Origin of the sequence: Mesorhizobium sp. M7A.F.Ca.US.006.01.1.1 (genome assembly GCF_003997935.1) — a bacterium.
Classification (GTDB): domain Bacteria; phylum Pseudomonadota; class Alphaproteobacteria; order Rhizobiales; family Rhizobiaceae; genus Mesorhizobium.
Window position 1 is genome coordinate 1 of record NZ_RZQL01000157.1, and the last position, 16,919, is coordinate 16,919.

The window sequence follows — 16,919 nt, forward strand, 5'->3', positions numbered from 1 at the left end:
CATGGCGCTCGCTCGCTCGTCTTTGTCACGGTGTCGACCGGCATCGGCGGCGGTGTCGTCGTCGATGGGCGCATCCTGCATGGCCGCCGTGGCCTTGCCGCCGAGATCGGTCACATGACCATCACCAATGAGGGCGAGCGTTGCGTGTGCGGCGTCATCGGCTGCTTCGAGGCCATCGCTTCGGGAACCGCGCTCGGCCGCCGCGCCACCGCCGCGACGGCAGCCGGAGACGGCTCGACCTTGCGACGCCTGTCAGCGGATGCGGAGGTGACCGGCCGCCATGTCGTCGAGGCGGCACGGCTGAGCGACGCTCTTGCCTTGGCCTTGCTCGAGGAAGAAGCGCGCTGGCTGGGTGTCGGCTTCACCAACCTCTTGCATCTCTATTCGCCCGATGTGCTGGTCGTCGGCGGCGGCATTGCCAATGGGCTCGACCTGATGCTGCCGACCATCGAGGCGACCATCAGGCAGCGGGCCATGCGCGCCTATCGCGATGTACCGGTCGTTCCAGCCCAGCTCGGCCGCCATGCCGGGCTGGTCGGCGCCGCCAGCCTTGTCCTGTTCGACGACGGGGGCACTTTGGCAGCCCGCAGGCCTGTCGGTCCAAGCACATTTCCGGACACGCCGCTGAGCAAGACCGGCACCGTCTGACGTTGCGACTTGCATGATAAAGGCCGGAGGCAGCATGCCTCCGGCCTTTTGCGCATTGACCGCGCGTGATTACTCGGCGGGAACGATATCAGCCGGCAGGCTCTCGTCAGCCGTGCCCGCCAGCGCCCTCGCCAGCTTGGCCTCGTCGAGTTCGCCTTCCCAGCGTGCCACCACCAGAGTGGCGACGGCATTGCCGATGAAATTTGTCAGCGCCCGGCACTCCGACATGAAGCGGTCGACGCCGAGGATCAGCGCCATGCCGGCGACTGGAACCGCGGGAACGACCGACAGCGTGGCGGCAAGGGTGATGAAGCCCGCTCCGGTGATGCCGGCAGCACCCTTCGACGAGAGCATGGCAACCAGCAGCAGCAGGATCTGGTCACCGATCGACAGGTGGATGTTGGTGGCCTGCGCGATGAACAGCGCCGCCAGCGTCATGTAGATGTTGGTGCCGTCGAGGTTGAAGGAATAGCCGGTCGGAATGACCAGACCGACCACCGAGCGCTTGGCGCCAGCCTTCTCCATCTTTTCCATCAGCGAGGGCAGGGCGGCTTCCGACGAGGAGGTGCCCAGCACCAGCAGCAGCTCTTCCTTGATGTAGCGGATCAGAGCCAGGATGGAGAAGCCGTTGTAGCGGCAGACCGCACCCAGCACGATGAACACGAACAGGAACGACGTCACGTAGAAGGTGCCGACCAGCATGGCGAGGTTGATGACCGCGCCGATGCCGTATTTGCCGATGGTGAAGGCCATGGCGCCGAAGGCGCCGATGGGGGCGGCCTTCATCAGCACGCTGACCAGCTTGAAGATCGGTGTCGTCAGCGCCTGCAGGAAATTGAGGACGGGCGTGCCCTTGTCGCCGACCAGCGCAAGCGCAATGCCGAACAGCACCGAGAAGAACAGCACCTGCAGGATGTCGCCGTCGGCGAAGGCGCCGACGATGGTCGACGGGATGATGTTCATCAGGAAGCCGGTGACCGACTGGTCGTGCGCCTTGGCGGCGTAGGTGTTGACGGTCGAGGCATCGAGCGTCGCCGGGTCGATGTTGAAGCCGGCGCCCGGCTGCACGACATTGGCGACGACAAGGCCGATGATCAGCGCCAACGTCGAGAAAGTGAGGAAATAGAGCATCGCCTTGCCGGCGACACGCCCGACCTTCTGCAGGTCGCTCATGCCGGCAATGCCCGTCGTAACGGTCAGGAAGATGACCGGGGCGATGATCATCTTGACCAGCTTGATGAAGGCGTCGCCGAGCGGCTTCATGCTCTCGCCGACCGACGGATAGAAATGGCCGAGCAGGATGCCGACGGTGATCGCGACGAGCACCTGCACGTAGAGTTGGGCATAGAAAGGTTTGCGCTGCGCGGCAAGCGCGCCTGATTGGTCTGCTATGTGCATCGAACTCTCCCTGGCCGGATAGGGCGGAGCGCCCTGCGTGACTTCTCCCATCGCGGCGCTCCGGTCGCACGCCGCTGCCAGGGAGTTTTGCAAGCGCTGTGCCAGTTCGCGGAAAGGCCGGAACCACGGGATTTCCGCCTTTGCTCGAAGCCATGCGGCGAATGCCTGTGCGGATTTCCGCACAGGCGGCGTTTGCCTGGGCGGATTTTCGCATTACACTGGCCGCAAGACTGCGAGCAACAAGGAGAGGGCAGACGCTGCAAGCAGGCACCGATAGCGAATCCCCTGGATTTGCCGGCCTAGAGTTGCTGCGCGAGGCGGTGGCCCGGCTGCGCGATGGCCGCTGGGTTGTCGTGGTCGTCGCCCTTGCCTTTCTGGCCGGCGCGATCGCCATTGCCGGGCGCATCGCCTCCGGCCAGGCGGCCGATAATCTGCGCGAGACAGCACTCGCCGCGCTGCCGCTGGCGGCGGGAACCCTGACCGGCGAAATCGAAAAGCAGCGCCTGGTTCCCTTGGTGTTGGCCCGAGACGACGCGGTGCGCGGCGCTCTGCGCCGGGCCGGAAAAATGAAAGAAAAGGCCCTCAACGACAAGCTCAAGGCGATTGCCGGCGATGCCTCGGCATCCGCCATCTACATCATCGATACGGCAGGCATCGCCATATCAGCCAGCAACGCCGACGAACCGGCGAGCTTTGTCGGCATCGACTACAATTTTCGGCACTATTTCCAGGAGGCGATGGCGAAGGGTGCTGCCAGCCAGTATGGCCTCGGCACAATCAGCGGCAGACCGGGGCTGTACCTTGCCAGCCGCGTCGACGATGGCGGCAAGCCGCTTGGCGTTGCGGTGCTGAAGGTCGAACTCGACGGCGTCGAAGCCAATTGGCGTTCCAGCGGTTTCCTTGTGTTCATCACTGATGAACGCGGCGTGGTGCTGGCTACCAGCCAGCCCGACTGGCGGTTCCGTGCGCTGGCGCCACTGTCGGCCGAGGACGCCGCCGCAGCCCACGAGCAGCTCCAATTGGCCGATGCAGGCTTCGAGCCGCTGTCGATCCGCCGCGGCGCTGGTGACGGCCTGGCGACGATCGACAACGCGGGAAAACCACGCCAGTTCGTCGAGGTGGTGCAGGATTTGCCCGGTGCAGTCCCGGGCTGGCGTCTGTGGCTGCTGACGCCCGCCGACGCTGCCCTCTCTTCCGCCGCCAACACAGCGCGGCTTACCACGCTGCTCGGTCTGCTGCTGACGGGCCTGCTTGCCTACGTGCTGACCCGGCGCCGGCGAACGCGCAGGCTGAGGCAGGAAGCGCTGGCGCGCATGAATGTCGAACTGGAAAGTCGGGTCAGCACGCGAACGGCCGAGTTGACACGCTCCAACACCGCACTTGCCGGCGAAATCGCCGAGCGCGAGAATGCCGAAGCCAAGGTCCGTCGACTGCGCGACGACCTCGCCCAGGCCAACCGGCTTTCCATTCTCGGCCAGATCGCGGCCGGCGTGGCGCATGAGATCAACCAGCCGGTCGCTGCCATCCGCACCTACGCCGAGAATGCCGGCCGCTTTCTCGACAGCGGCAAGACCGGACCGGCAAGCGGTAACCTGACGTCGATCGTGTCGATGACCGAGCGCATCGGCTCGATCACCGGCACCTTGCGCACCTTCGCCCGCCGGCCGGGCGTTGCCGCTTCGCCGCTGCCGGTGCGCGAGGCGATTGATGGCGCGCTGTCGCTGCTGTCGGGCCGCATCCGCGATTCCGGCGTTAGCATCGTCAAGCCGCGCGGCAATGCCTCACCGGTGGTCATGGCCAGTCGCATCCGGCTGGAGCAGATACTCGTCAACCTTTTGCAGAACGCGCTGGACGCGATGAAGGACCAGTCCGATCCTCGCATCGAGATCGAGCTTGCCGAGCACGACGACAGGGTGCTGATTTCGGTGCGCGACAATGGCCCAGGTCTCGGCCCGGAAGCAGCCGGCAATCTGTTCATGCCGTTCCAGACCACCAAGGAGAAGGGGCTTGGCCTCGGGCTGGTGATCTCGCAGGAGATTGCCCAGGAATTGGGCGGCACGCTGCGGCTCGATCCCGGCAATGGCGGCGGCGCATCCTTCACCATCGATCTGAGGCGAATTGAATGAACGAGGGATCAGGGCTGGTGGCGCTCGTCGACGACGATGCGGACCTGCTTCACGCCACCACGCAGTTGCTCGAGCTTGCCGGCTTCACCGTGGTCGCATTCAGCGCCGCCGAGGCAGCGCTAGCCGTCGTCGACAGGACCTTTGAAGGCGTGGTGGTCAGCGACATTCGAATGCCGGGCATGAACGGGCTGCAGCTGTTCGATCGCATCAAGGCGATCGATCCGGATATACCGGTGATCCTGGTCACCGGCCATGGCGACGTCGATCTTGCGGTCGCCGCGCTCAAGGACGGCGTCTACGATTTCATCCCGAAACCCTATGCGGGAGACCGCCTTGTCGAGGCGCTGAAACGGGCTTCGGAAAAGCGGCGGCTGGTGATGGAAAACCGGCGGCTGCGCGAAGCCGCGGCACTGGCCGCCGACGGCCTGCCGCTGATCGGCGAGGCGCCTGTCATCAAACGGTTGCGCGAGACCTTGCGCCAGATCGCCGACATGGATGTCGATGTGCTGGTCGAGGGAGAGACCGGGACCGGCAAGGAAGTGGTGGCGGATCTCCTGCACAGATGGGGGCGGCGGCGCGCAAAACCCTTCGTGGCGTTGAATTGCGGCGCCCTCCCGGAGACAGTCATCGAAAGCGAACTGTTCGGCCATGAGGCGGGCGCGTTCACCGGCGCGCAGCGGCGGCGGATCGGCAGCATCGAGCATTCGAGCGGCGGCACGCTGTTTCTCGACGAGATCGAATCCATGCCGCCTGCGCTCCAGGTCAAGCTGCTGCGGGTGCTCGAAACGCGCAGCCTCACGCCGCTTGGCTCGAACGAGATCCGGCGCATCGATCTCAGGGTCGTCGCGGCGACCAAGATCGATCTCGGGCGGCCGGACCAGCGCGGCGATTTTCGCGAGGATCTGTATTTTCGCCTCAACGTGGTGACGCTGCGCATTCCGCCGCTGCGCGAACGCCGCGGCGACATCCCGATGTTGTTCGGGCATTTCCTCGGCAAGGCGGCCGAACGGTTTGGCCGGCCTGTCGCCAAGGTGAATGCAGCCGTCAGCGATCATCTCCAGTCGCATGACTGGCCGGGCAATGTACGCGAGCTCGCCCATTTCGCCGATCGCGTCGCACTCGGTCTCGGCCCGGACGATGAGGTGAGGGCGGTCTCCGCGCACGCGCCAGAGCCAGAGGCAACACTGCCCGAACGGGTCGGCCACTATGAGGCGCAACTGATCCGCGGTGCGCTGCGCGACCACGGCGGCGACGTGCGCGGCGCCATCGACGCGCTCGGCGTGCCGCGCAAGACCTTTTATGACAAGCTCAAGCGCTACGGCATTGCCGCGTCCGAATTTCGCAACGGCGGCGATGCGGATCCGCAACACATCTCGGAAAAGCGATGAACACGACACTTGAAACGACGGCAAATCCCCGTCCTGAAGACCTCACCTATCTGAGCGAACGCCTGACAGCGTTCAACGACGGCGATGTCGGCACATCCGAGAGGCAAGCGCTTGCGGTGTTCGTGCGCGACGAAGATGGCGCGGTCGTCGCCGGCATCTCTGGCTACACCGCCTGGGACTGGCTTTATGTGCAATGGCTCTGGGTCGATGAGCGGCTGCGCGGCCAGCACATGGCCGGCACAATGCTGGACGCGGCCGAACAGGAAGCCGTTGCGCGCGGTTGCAACAACGCCTGGATCGACACCTTCAATCCGAACGCGGCGAAGGTCTATCAGCGCCAGGGTTACGAAACCTTTGGAACGCTTGCCGATTTCCCTGTCAGCCGCAGCCGCATCTTTCTGCAAAAGAAATTGGTTGGCTGATCAACCCGCGAGTTTTCCACCGCGCATCGGTTGCGGCGCGCCGGTGGTGCTCGGAAAACTGATCGGCAGGCCGCGCAGCACGCGCACAGCGAGGAAGGCAAAACACTCCGCCTCGACCGCATCGCCGCTCCAGCCGAGGCTTTCGGCCTGCACCACCTCGACGCCGGCACGGCCGGCCAGCATTGCCATCATGGTTGGGTTGTGGCGACCGCCGCCGCTGACGACCAGTTTCTTCGGCCGGTGTGGCAGAAGGTCGAGGGCCTTGCCGACGGCGCCCGCGGTGAAGGCGGTCAGCAGCGCCGCACCATCCTCGGCATCCAGGCCGTCCGCCATCGTGGCACCGAAGTCGAAACGGTCCAGCGATTTGGGGTAGGGCTTGGTGAGATAGGGGTGCTGCAGCAGCTTGGTCAGCCGGGCCTCGTCCACCTTACCCGCACGGCCAAGCGCGCCGTCGCGGTCCATCTCGCCGAGCCCTTTCGATTTGATGAAATCGTTCAGCGGCGCGTTGGCCGGTCCGGTGTCGAAGGCGACGACATTGTCGGCGCCATCCCACCAGGTGATGTTGGCGACGCCGCCGAGATTGAGTACGGCGACCTCGCCATTGGCGCCGGCGCTGCGCATCAGCGCGGTGTGGTAGACCGCGGCCAGCGGCGCGCCTTGCCCGCCGGCACGCATGTCGGCCGAGCGGAAATCGTATGCGACCTTGGTGCCCAGTATGGCATGCATCAGCTCACCGTCGCCGAGCTGCCGGGTCTGGCCCAGCCGCCCAACCTGCGGCGCGCGATGCAGAACGGTCTGGCCGTGAAAACCGACGATGCCGATATCGGCCATCGACATGCCATAGCCTTCGACCAACTCCCTGACGGCCGCCGACTGCGCGCGCGTCAGGGCTTGCTCCGCGGTGCGGAAGATCGTCGGCTCCGGCCCGACGAAATTCCACGCCCGCGCCTCCGTCAGCGTCTCTTCCAGCAGGGAGCGGATAGATGGGGGGTAGGGCATCAGCCGATAGGTGCCGAAATCCTCGATCTGCTCGCCATCGGTCTTGATCAGCGCGACGTCGATGTTGCCGTCCAGCACCGTGCCGGTCATCAGGCCGACGGCCCAGATTGGTTCCATAGTCGTTTCCTCGTTGAGCATGATCTTTTCCGAAAACCGTTTCCCACTTTTCGGGACCATGCTCCAGTCCCCATCGATGAGATCGCCGATAGCTTTGCGAAGCCTGACGATTCTACCGTCAAAATATCGGTCGGATGAAGGTCCAAGCCTTGCCACTGTCGAAGTAGCGGTCTCGGTGCCGAAGACCGAACGGCCTTCGTAGCGCCACAGGCGATGCTGGACCGCGCAACGTCGGTTCTGCAGCCGTCTGGCTCAACAACCGCCGAGATGCCACCTCTTGCCTGTCAGCCCCGAAGGCGCGACCTTGCCCGATCTGGCGAACGCTTCCGCCGAAATCCGCAAGGAGAGAAAAATCATGACATCCGATGTGGCCGTCATTGCAGGCGCAGGCGCTGGTCTGAGCGCCTCACTTGCGCGCCTTCTCACCCGGGAAGGCTTTCGCGTGGTTCTGGCCGCCCGCAACGTCGAAAAGCTGAGCGCGCTGGTCGACGAGACCGGTGCGCTGGCCGTCGAGACGGATGTCGCCGACGTTGCGTCCGTTGCCAGGCTGTTCGACACCGCCGACAAGGCCGGCCCGCTGGCGCTTGCAGTGTTCACCGCCAGCGCGCGCACGCGCGGCCCGGTCGCCGAGCTCGATGCCGAAGCGGTCAAACAGGCATTGCTGGTCGGCGCCTATGGCGGCTTCCTGGTCGGCCAGCAGGCGGCGCGCCGGCTGCTTGTCCGGGGTTCCGGATCGATCCTGTTCACCGGCGCCACTGCCAGTGTGAAGGGATTTTCCGGCTCGGCCGGCTTTGCCATGCCGAAATTCGGCCTGCGCGGTCTGGCGCAGTCCATGGCCCGCGAGCTCGCTCCGCAGAACATCCACGTCGCGCATTTCATCATCGACGGCCAGATCGAGCCGCCCGGACAGGTGGCCGATCCCGACCGGCCGGACCGCCGCCTGTCGCCGGATGCCATCGCCGAGGCCTATCTCACAACCCATCGCCAGCATCGCAGCGCCTGGAGCTCGGAGCTTGAGCTGCGGCCCTGGGCAGAGACGTTTTGACAATCCAGATGATCGCCTAAGGGCCAGATGATCGCCGGCGGGAAGTAACGCGATCCTTCCGCGATCCCTCATATATTAGGTGATGCTCATATTTTGTGGCGCTAAGCTGCTTGTCCAATACATAAAAAGGCCCAGTGTAATATATACGTTTGTTTAACGTCGGTTGTGCATGTTGCTGGCTTTCCCGGATTAATTGAGAACGCGCATGCCGGTTACACGTCGTACACTGCTTGCGGCCGGGAGCGGCGGGTTGCTGATCTCGCAAGCCCGGGCAGCCAGCACTCCGGGACAGCAGGCGGAGAACGCCCCTCAACCTATCGCGAGCGGCGATGCATTGCGCATCGCAATGCCGGCCTTCGCTTCCAATCCGTTCTTCCCGGCCGACGGATCGGGGGACGATGGCATAGACATGGAACTGGCCCACGGCATCGCCGCGGCCCTTGGCGTCGAGCCGGTGTTCGACCGATCCGCCGCAACGTTCGACGATATCGTCAGACAGGTCAGTTCCGGACAGGCCGACATGGCGATTGGCAAGCTCAGCCGGACGCTTCAGCGCGGCCGGTCGATCATCTATTCCCGGCCCTACGCCATGCTGCGGCAAGGGCTGATCGCCAACCGCCTCAACCTGGCGCGTATCGCGCAAGGCAAACCGCCCGAACAGATTGTCCGTGATTTCTCAGGCGATCTTGGCGTGATCGAGGGCTCTTCATTCGCCACCTATGCGGCCACGACTTTCCCGCATGCGCAAATCCACCGCTTGGCAAGCTGGGATCTGATCATCGACGCGATCCGAAACGGGACGATCGACATGGCCTATCGCGATGACTTCGAGATCAAGAAGCTGATGGTCGACGATCCGTCGATGACAGTTGTAGCGCGCTCCATCACGCTGACCGACAAGGTCGATACGATCGCAGTCGGCGTGCGGCCGGACAATCCGCATCTCGCAGCCTTTGTCGATCTGTATCTCGATCTCGCGCGGGGTCAGCAGGTTCTCAACACGGACGAGATCATCGCCCGTTATCGCCTGGGGAGCAAAGCCTGACAATGGCCATCTCCGACGTAGCAGGACCCCTGCCTTTCGACTGGCGCCTCGCGGCAAGGCGTATCTTGCGATCGCCGGTGACGACGATTGCGATGATTGCTGCAGGGATACTGTGCGGCCTCTACTATCCAGACTTTGCCCATGCGATCAGCCCTGTCGCACAACTCTACCTGAATTTCCTCAAGATGGTCGTCCTGCCCTATTTGGTCTCGTCGGTCATCTTCTCCATCACGGCGATGGTCCAGGATCCGAAATCGGTCCGCTACCTCGGCAAAGTGGGTATGGCCGTGCTGGTCGTATCGTTTCTGAGCGTGCTGGTGAGTGGCACCTTGTCGCTGATCTTGCAGCCGGGTCAGATCGAGAATCCCCAGTCGCGCATCGAGCTTGGCGAGTTCATCAATTCGCAAGGCAGCGTATCCACCGATCTCGCCTTCCCGTTCCAGCCGCCGCCCTCCAATGGGGATCCCAATGGCGGGCATTCGATCCTGCTCGACCTGGTGCCGAACAACGTCTTCAATGCACTGGCTTCGGGCCAGACCATTCAGGTTTTGCTGTTCTGCCTGCTTTTCGGGCTCGCGATGGGGAAGATTCCCCAGCCCTCGTCCATGAGCCTGACCCAGGCGCTCAACGCGGTCTACCGGGCCTGCACGGTCCTCACCAACTGGTTCATCTGGGGGTTGCCCTTTGCAACCTTCATCCTGATAGCGGACCAGACCGCGTCCACCGGAACCAAGCCGCTCACGTTGATGGGCGGCTACCTGCTGGTGATGGGTCTTTCCTGCCTCATGTTCGTTGCCGGGGCCTTTGCCATTATCGCCATCCGGTCGCGACGAAGCTACTGGACCACGATCAAGACCTGCCAGCCGCTTCTCATGGTGGCCATCACCACACGCTCTACGGTCGCTTCGCTGCCATGGGTCATCAACCTGTTGAGCGAGCGCCTGCGGTTCAGCCTGGTGGTCGTGGAACTGCTGGTGCCGCTGCAGGCGGCATTGCTGCGTACAGGCCCGGCGCTGCTCTACACTTCGGGTGCGCTGTTCATCGCCCAGCTCTACGGCCATCCGCTTGCAGTCCCCGACCTCGTGCTCGTCGGCATCACCTCAGCGCTTCTCGCGCTCACCACCGGCGGCATGGGCAGCCTGCTCATCCTGTCGCAGATGTCCATCGTCTGCGGCTACCTGAAGCTTCCCTTCGAGGCGGCGTTCGCCCTGTTCGTCGCGGTGGATGCGGCCGTGGACACGTTCATGACGCTGGCCAGCGTCTGCACCGTCGCAGCGAGCACGGCAATGATCGCTCCCAGCCACAGGGAGGCGGCACAGCCTGAAACCGCCTCGGAACAGCTCGAAGCCGAGCCTGCCAGATGATCGACGACAGCATCCGTCCCCATCTCGGCATTATCGGCGGCCTCGGGCCGCTTGCATCGGCTGACTTCTACTTCAAGCTGACCCGGATGACCCAAGCGTTCAGAGACAACGAGCATGTGCCTGCCGTGATCCTCAGCGTACCGCAGCTGCCCGACAGGACCGAAGCCATCCTTACCGGCCATGACGGCCCGCTGGCGCCTTTGAAAGCCGCGGTCTCGACGCTCAATACGCTCGGCGTCGCCTGCATCGCGATGCCATGCAACACCGCTCATCATTGGTACGACCAACTGGCGGCGAATTCGCGCGCGGAAATCATCCATATCGGCGACGCCGTGGTGGCGGAGACGCGTCGTAGCCTGGAGCGGGGCCGGGTTGCTGTTCTCGCCACCCAAGGCACGCTGGTCTCCGGCTTCTATCAGGACAGGATGTCGGCGGCGGGATTTGAACTCTGCCTTCCCGCGAACCCCGAATTTCAGGCGTGCGTCGACAGCGCGATCAGCCTCGTCAAGGCAGGTTCGATCGCGGATGCGGCGGTTGAAACCGAGCGCGCGCTCGACATCGCGCAAGCGGCCGGCGCCGATGCCGCCCTGCTCGGCTGCACCGAACTGTCGGTGGTGGCGGCCAGCCTCAACGACGTGAATGGATTGGCCGTCATCGACAGCAATGCGGCTCTGGCGCGAGCCTGCCTGACGCGATTAGGGTTCGGTGCGCAGGAAGCCCGAGGGCTGCCGACCGTATCGCGGCCGCCAGGACATGACCGATCGATGCGCGCCAGCTCGGCCGTACTGGCCTAGCCCGCCTAGACGCTTTCGAGGTATGTCTCGATCTCGAAATCGCTGACATTAAGCGCGAACGTGTTCAACTCCTGGCGTTTGCAGGCAACGAAGGAGTCGCGCAGGATGGCCGGGAAGATCTCCGCCACATGTGTCCCGCTTTCAAATGCGGCAATCGCGGACGCCCAGTCCGGCGGCAGCTTTGCCGGCGGAAGTCCCTGGGCATCGCTGCCGATCGGATCGCCTGGCGACAACTGTCTTTCAATGCCTGTCAGTGCGGCGCCCAATATGGCCGCAAGCACCAGGTAGGGATTGGCATCCGCTCCCGAAACGCGATGCTCGATACGGCGCGCAGCGGTCGGTCCGCCCGGAATGCGGATCGCGACCATGCGGTTCTCATAGCCCCAGGCGACCGCGGTCGGCGCATAGGATCTTGGGCGCAGCCTGCGGTAGGAATTGAAGTGCGGCGCGAACACCAGCGTGCTCTCGGCCATTGCCGCAAGCAGGCCGCCGACCGCATGGCGCATGGTCTCCGAGCCCTGGTCCGTGCCGTCGTCGAAGACATTGCGCCCTTCGCCGTCGACCAGGCTGAAATGAACGTGAAAGCCGTTGCCCGCGCGGTCGCCATAGGGCTTGGCCATGAAGCAGGCGGCAAAGCCGTGCTTGCGGGCAATGCCCTTCACCGTGCGCTTGAACAGCACCGCATCGTCAGCAGCCCGCAAGGCGTCCGCAACATGATTCAGATTGATCTCGAACTGGCCGACGCCGTTCTCGGCGATGGCGGTGTCGACGGGAATGCCTTGTGTCCGGCAAGCCTCGTAGACGTCATGGATGAAGGATTCGAAATCGTCGATCTCGTCGATCGACAGCGCCGCGTCGGAATCGAGACGACGTCCGGTCACCGGCGAGACAGGTCCGACTGGCCGCTGCGATTGCGGATCGACGAGATAGAATTCGAGTTCCGTTGCCGCGACCGGGGTCAGGCCCAGGGCCTTGTAGCGATCGAGGATGCGGGCCAGCGCCCGTCGCGGGTCGCCGAGATAGGGCGCACCGCTTTCGTCGGCAAGCCAGAGCGGGACAAGTGCCGTCGGATGCGCCGTCCAGGCCACCGGCAGAATGCCGCGCCCCGTCCATTGGCACAGTCCATCGGCATCGCCGGTCGAGAAAACCAGGCTGTTGCCTTCGATGTCTTCGCCCCAGACGTCCAGTCCGATCAGCGAATAAGGCATGCGCAGCTTGCCTTCCAGCGCCTTCCTTGCCTGCTCGACGGGAATGCGCTTGCCGCGCATGATGCCGTTGAGGTCGCACACCGCCGCCCTCAGGCTCTGGATGTCGGTCCTGCTTTCAAGCCAGTTCAAAACGTCCGCAATTGCATCGCTCAATTTATAACCTCTGGTTTTTGAAGGTGCCGCAGCCTGACTGGCCGCACGTCCCTGGTAAAAATAGCTTGCGAGTTTTAGGAAAACAGACGTGGCTGTCGCCAAGCGCTTTTCCTTATTTTTTCAAGTCACTAGCTGGTATGTCGGGAGGCATTTCAAAACCAATTGCGCGATCTGCGGTCGCAACATAGAGGCTGGAGGGCGGAAAGCCAAGCACGAGCCGGTAAACCAGCGCGCAGCCGCTATCGGCGGGAGCGGCGAGCTCGCTGCGGTCAGATCTGGCGCGCGCAGCGCCCGAGCCACGCTGTGCAAAACGGTCATCACAAATCTTGACCTCGCATGCACTTGCACCTCTGGCCGCTGTCTGGCTTTTTGGGGTACCCATCGCAACGGACTGATTCGCATCATGCCGCTCGATTGCAATCTGCCCAAAAAGCAGTCTGCGGGTGGGTCGTGAAGCGCGCGCAATTGGCGAAGGAGACACAGGCATGGCCGAGTTCAAGAAGCCCGAAATCTCCGAGATGAGACCCAAGATCACCGTGATCGGCGTCGGCGGCGGCGGCGGCAATGCCGTCAACAACATGATCGCCGAGCAGCTCCAGGGCACCGAATTCATCGCCGCCAACACCGACGCGCAGGCGCTGACCATGTCGAAGGCGACGCGGCTGATCCAGCTTGGCGCCCACGTCACCGAAGGACTGGGCGCCGGATCGCTTCCCGAGATCGGCCGCGCCGCGGCCGAGGAATCGCTCGACGAGATCATGGACCATCTGGCCGGCACGCATATGTGTTTCGTCACCGCTGGAATGGGCGGCGGCACGGGAACCGGTGCGGCTCCGATCATCGCCCAGGCGGCGCGCAAGGCCGGCATCCTGACGGTTGGCGTCGTCACCAAGCCGTTCGCCTTTGAAGGCCGGCGCCGCATGCAGATGGCCGAAGAGGGCATCGAGCGGCTGCGCGAGAGCGCCGACACGGTGATCGTCATCCCGAACCAGAACCTGTTCCGGATCGCCGATGCCAAGACTACTTTCGCCGATGCGTTCGTCATTGCCGATCGGGTGCTCTATGCCGGCGTCAGCTGCATCACCGACCTCATCGTGAAGGAAGGCCTGATCAATCTCGACTTCGCCGATGTGAAATCGGTGATGCGCGATATGGGCCGCGCCATGATGGGAACCGGTGAGGCCTCCGGCGAGGGTCGGGCGATGAAGGCGGCCGAAGCCGCGATCGCCAACCCGCTGCTCGACGAAGTGTCGATGAAAGGCGCCAAGGGCGTGCTGGTCTCGATATCGGGCGGCAGGGACATGACCCTGTTCGAGGTCGACGAGGCCGCCACCCGCATCCGCGAAGAAGTCTACGAGGACGCCGACATCATCGTCGGCGCGATCTTCGACAAGGGTATGGAAGGCCGCTTCAGGGTCTCGGTCGTGGCGACGGGCCTCGACCGTGCTTTTGGTGCCGAGGATACCGAAGCCGGCATCGCACGCGACCACGCCGGTCAGCCGCCAGCGCGAACGCTTCAGTAGGGTTGGGCGAACGGGCAGGGCGCTGCCGCGCTCCTGCCCTCAATACCAGCGTTCAGCTCAGCCGAACTTCGGATCGAGACTGCCCGACTTATAGCGCTTGGCCATTTCCGCGACCGGCAGCGGCTTGATCTTCTGCGCGTTGCCGGCGGTGCCGAACTGTTCGAAGCGCTCCTTGCAGAGCTTGCGCATGGCGGCCATGGCCGGCGTCAAATATTTGCGCGGGTCGAACTCGCTTGGATTCTCGGTCAGCACCTTGCGGATGGCGCCAGTCAGCGCCATGCGGTTGTCGGTGTCGATGTTGATCTTGCGCACGCCATGTTTGATGCCGCGCTGGATTTCCTCGACCGGCACGCCCCAGGTCGGCTTCATCTGGCCGCCATATTTGTTGATGATCTCCTGCAGGTCCTCGGGCACCGAGGACGATCCGTGCATGACCAGATGCATGTTCGGCAGCCGGCGGTGGATCTCCTCGATGACGTTCATGGCCAGCACCGCGCCGTCCGGCTTGCGCGAGAATTTGTAGGCGCCGTGGCTGGTGCCCATGGCAACCGCCAGCGCATCGACATGGGTGTCCTTGACGAACTCGACCGCTTGTTCGGGATCGGTCAAAAGCTGGTCGTGGCTGATGGCGCCTTCGACGCCGTGGCCGTCCTCCTGCTCGCCGCCGCCGCTCTCCAGCGAGCCGAGCACGCCGATCTCGCCTTCGACGGACACGCCGCCCCAATGCGCCATGTCGACGACCCGCTTGGTGATGCCGGAATTGTAGGCGTAGTCGGCCGGCGTCTTGCCGTCTTCCTTCAGCGACCCGTCCATCATGACGGAGGTGAAGCCGTACTGGATCGCGGTGACGCAGGTGGCTTCGTTGTTGCCATGGTCGAGATGCATGCAGACCGGAATGTCGGGATGGATTTCGACCAGCGCGTCGATCAGCTTGGCCAGCACCACGTCATTGGCATAGGCGCGCGCGCCGCGGCTGGCCTGCAGGATGACCGGCGACTTGGTCTCCTCGGCGGCCTCCATGATGGCAAGGCCCTGTTCCATGTTGTTCATGTTGAAAGCGGGCACGCCGTAGCCGTATTCGGCAGCGTGGTCGAGCAATTGTCTCAGTGTTATGCGAGCCACCCAATAGTCTCCCGTATCTGGTTTCAAGCGCAACGTCGCGGGCCGGCCGGTTGCCGGTCGGCCCCTTGATGCTTCTGGCGGGATTTCAACGGGACCGCAACCTTCAGAGCTCTTCTCGATCGCAATTCTTGTTGCAGGGTTGAAATCCGGCCGTTTTGGCAACCTAAGCCGCGATCAACTCCCGCGCCGCCAGGAGTTGCACACAGGCGTTCGCCGCTTCCTTGCCCTTGACCGTGAAGTGCTCGAAGAAGAAGCGGTGGTGCTCGGCGCTGTCGTGGTAGTTGTGCGGGGTGAGCACCGCCGACAGCACCGGCACCCCGGTCGAAAGCTGCACGTTCATCATGCCGTCGATGACAGCACTGGCGACGAATTCATGCCGGTAGATGCCGCCATTGACGACAAAGGCGGTGCCGAGGATCGCGGCATAGCGGCCGGTCCCGGCCAGGGTCTTGGCATGCAGGGGAATTTCATAGGCGCCCGGCACATCGAAGATGTCGACGGCTAAGCGGTCACCTGCGATGTCGGCCAGCTCCGTCTCGAAGGCCTGCACGCACTGGTCGACGATGTCGGCATGCCAGCGCGCGCGGATAACGGCGATGCGAGTCTTTTCGTAGTCTTTATGGGAATGCTGATTCATGGGTCCATCCTTCCGTTTCGAACCAGAATCAGGACGCACGATACGGATTAAGCCCGCGAAGAGCGGGCCGGCTTCCGTTTCGTTCTCTTCCATCCGGACTTTAACCGTCGGCTCCGGAATCACACCGGATCTGCTGACCTTTCCGATTTTGCCGGAAAGCGCTCGCGGGCTCAGGCCGAAACCTTTACCGCCGGTGGGGACTTTCACCCCGCCCTGAGAACATTAACGGCTTTGTATGAAAGGGCAGGGCGCTGCTGTCAACCGTGAGAAGGTTGGGCCAAGCACGTTCGACTACCGCATGCGCCACGCCGCCGCCGATGCGGCGATCAGCATCAGCAATGCCGCGACCATTGCGCAAGTGGCAAAACCAAAGCTGGAGTAGAGCGGCCCGAAGCTGGTGGTGCCGACGAAGACAGCGAGGTAAGTCACCGCACTGTTCAGGCCCATGATCGTGCCGCGCCGCGACGGATCGAGTGCAGACAGGCGCATCACCAGGACATTCAGGCCGAAATGATTGGCCAGTCCCCAGATTGCCACCATGGTCAAGGTCAGCCCGAAACTGCCGCTCGTCGCGGCCATCGCGACGTAGACGACGGCAACCAGAAGATAGGCGAACGGCATGACGCGCCGCGCACCCAGTCTGTCGATGACGCCGTCGAGCAGAGCAGCCGTCCCGAAGCCTATGCCGTAGGCAAGCGCCGCCAGGCCATTGGCGCTCACCGGCCGTCCAAGCCCGACATGAAGATGGTCGCCGAGATAGCCATAGACGCCGTAGAACGAAGTCATGAAGGCCGCGCACGCGACCAGCAGCGGCAGGATTCCGGGAATGCCGAGCGCTTCCAGCGGGGCGGGCGCCGGTCCGGCCTTCCTGATGTCGCTGAGCGACGTCACTGTCAGCCCCATCCATGCAAGGGCCGCAAGCACTGCGAC

15 protein-coding genes and 1 riboswitch are annotated in these 16,919 nt (G+C 63.8%); of the genes, 9 read left to right on the plus strand and 6 right to left on the minus strand.

Translation table 11 applies throughout. The features are described from left to right. Positions 1-648 (plus strand): ROK family protein (locus EN943_RS24365; protein ID WP_127414951.1); only part of this gene is annotated, 648 nt, incomplete at its 5' end. A gap of 69 nt (positions 649-717) precedes the next feature. Here EN943_RS24365 and EN943_RS24370 read toward each other — a convergent pair. Then, positions 718-2,046, minus strand: coding sequence for a dicarboxylate/amino acid:cation symporter (locus tag EN943_RS24370; protein ID WP_127414952.1), 1,329 nt, complete (start codon positions 2,044-2,046; stop codon positions 718-720). Positions 2,047-2,213: 167 nt separating this feature from the next. Between EN943_RS24370 and EN943_RS24375 the strand changes: the two genes are divergently transcribed. From EN943_RS24375 to EN943_RS24385, 3 genes are read left to right on the plus strand one after another with little or no spacing between them, the layout of a single operon-like run. Next, positions 2,214-4,172, plus strand: coding sequence for a sensor histidine kinase (locus EN943_RS24375; RefSeq protein WP_127414953.1), 1,959 nt, complete (start codon positions 2,214-2,216; stop codon positions 4,170-4,172). Then, a complete protein-coding gene (locus EN943_RS24380) occupies positions 4,169-5,560 on the plus strand; it encodes a sigma-54 dependent transcriptional regulator (RefSeq protein ID WP_127414954.1) in 1,392 nt (463 codons plus the stop codon). Before EN943_RS24375 ends, EN943_RS24380 begins: the two co-directional genes overlap by 4 nt. Then, positions 5,557-5,982, plus strand: coding sequence for a GNAT family N-acetyltransferase (locus tag EN943_RS24385; protein ID WP_127414955.1), 426 nt, complete (start codon positions 5,557-5,559; stop codon positions 5,980-5,982). Before EN943_RS24380 ends, EN943_RS24385 begins: the two co-directional genes overlap by 4 nt. On the opposite strand, the gene EN943_RS24390 is transcribed toward EN943_RS24385, so the two are convergent. Beyond that, a complete protein-coding gene (locus EN943_RS24390) occupies positions 5,983-7,098 on the minus strand; it encodes an anhydro-N-acetylmuramic acid kinase (RefSeq protein ID WP_127414956.1) in 1,116 nt (371 codons plus the stop codon). Positions 7,099-7,453: 355 nt separating this feature from the next. On the opposite strand from EN943_RS24390, the gene EN943_RS24395 reads away from it, so the two are divergent. The 4 genes from EN943_RS24395 to EN943_RS24410 all read left to right on the plus strand — a co-directional run bounded on the left by EN943_RS24395 (position 7,454) and on the right by EN943_RS24410 (position 11,346). After that, a complete protein-coding gene (locus tag EN943_RS24395; RefSeq protein WP_127414957.1) occupies positions 7,454-8,143 on the plus strand; it encodes an SDR family NAD(P)-dependent oxidoreductase in 690 nt (229 codons plus the stop codon). A gap of 205 nt (positions 8,144-8,348) precedes the next feature. Beyond that, positions 8,349-9,188: a transporter substrate-binding domain-containing protein gene (locus EN943_RS24400; RefSeq protein WP_164778346.1), complete on the plus strand. Its 840-nt coding sequence runs from the start codon at positions 8,349-8,351 to the stop codon at positions 9,186-9,188. A 2-nt stretch (positions 9,189-9,190) separates the two neighbouring features. Next, positions 9,191-10,552, plus strand: coding sequence for a cation:dicarboxylase symporter family transporter (locus EN943_RS24405; RefSeq protein ID WP_127414958.1), 1,362 nt, complete (start codon positions 9,191-9,193; stop codon positions 10,550-10,552). Beyond that, complete coding sequence (locus EN943_RS24410) at positions 10,549-11,346, plus strand: amino acid racemase (protein WP_127414959.1); 798 nt, start codon at positions 10,549-10,551, stop codon at positions 11,344-11,346. The genes EN943_RS24405 and EN943_RS24410 overlap by 4 nt, the downstream gene beginning before the upstream one ends. Positions 11,347-11,351: 5 nt before the next feature. Here EN943_RS24410 and EN943_RS24415 read toward each other — a convergent pair whose 3' ends face one another. Beyond that, on the minus strand, positions 11,352-12,707 hold the full coding sequence (locus tag EN943_RS24415; RefSeq protein ID WP_127414960.1) for a glutamine synthetase family protein: 1,356 nt from the start codon (positions 12,705-12,707) through the stop codon (positions 11,352-11,354). Positions 12,708-13,192: 485 nt separating this feature from the next. On the opposite strand from EN943_RS24415, the gene ftsZ reads away from it, so the two are divergent. Next, complete coding sequence (ftsZ, locus tag EN943_RS24420) at positions 13,193-14,230, plus strand: cell division protein FtsZ (RefSeq protein ID WP_127414961.1); 1,038 nt, start codon at positions 13,193-13,195, stop codon at positions 14,228-14,230. A gap of 57 nt (positions 14,231-14,287) precedes the next feature. Here the strand turns inward: ftsZ and fba are convergent, their stop codons facing one another. From fba to EN943_RS24435, 3 genes are all read right to left on the minus strand, one after another. Beyond that, a complete protein-coding gene (fba, locus tag EN943_RS24425; protein ID WP_013532928.1) occupies positions 14,288-15,352 on the minus strand; it encodes a class II fructose-bisphosphate aldolase in 1,065 nt (354 codons plus the stop codon). 163 nt (positions 15,353-15,515) lie between these two features. After that, complete coding sequence (locus EN943_RS24430; protein WP_127414962.1) at positions 15,516-15,989, minus strand: 6,7-dimethyl-8-ribityllumazine synthase; 474 nt, start codon at positions 15,987-15,989, stop codon at positions 15,516-15,518. Positions 15,990-16,066: 77 nt separating this feature from the next. Beyond that, positions 16,067-16,214: riboswitch (FMN riboswitch) on the minus strand. A gap of 66 nt (positions 16,215-16,280) precedes the next feature. Continuing rightward, positions 16,281-16,919: MFS transporter (locus EN943_RS24435; RefSeq protein WP_164778347.1), on the minus strand; the 639-nt coding region annotated here is incomplete at its 5' end.